At 59.8% G+C, this 493-nt stretch carries 1 protein-coding gene; it reads left to right on the top strand.

Annotation, left to right across the window (positions count from 1 at the left end):
- A partial coding sequence (locus F3089_RS15775; protein WP_192497422.1) for a transposase occupies positions 1-328 on the top strand: 328 nt, incomplete at its 5' end.
- Positions 329-493: the final 165 nt, after the last annotated feature.

Below are 493 nucleotides of genomic sequence, written 5' to 3'. Positions count from 1 at the left end.
GCAGTACTGCGCCCGTGGCGACATGGAAAACCGGATCAAGGACCAGCAGCTGGATCTGTTCGCCGATCGCTCATCGAGTACCGACTGGTGGGCCAACCAGTGGCGGCTGTTGCTGTCAGGCTTTGCCTACACGCTGTTCGAGCGCCTGCGCCGGTATCTGAAAAACACCGGCTTCGAGCGCATGAGCATCCACAACTTGCGGCTGAAGCTGATCAAGGTGGCAGCGGTGGTGATCCGCAACACCCGCCGGATCCGGCTGATGATCAGCGAGCATTACCCCTGGAAAGACGAGCTCAGCCAATTGGTCGGACGACTGGCTCCGACATAGAACCAGCGGGCGCCCCCGGCCCGAACCAATGGGGGAAAGGGGGCAGTGTATCTAAAACCGGCTTAGTGATCAGAATCTGATCGATAAAAGGTCATTGCAGCCCCGCTCGGAGCCGTTATGCTGCCGGAGAAGCGGCTGCCGGGTGCTCATGAGAAATCCGGGCTA

The organism is Halospina sp. K52047b (assembly GCF_008709855.1).
GTDB lineage: Bacteria > Pseudomonadota > Gammaproteobacteria > Pseudomonadales > Oleiphilaceae > Halospina > Halospina utahensis_B.
This window is presented reverse-complemented; position numbering and strand designations above follow the sequence as displayed.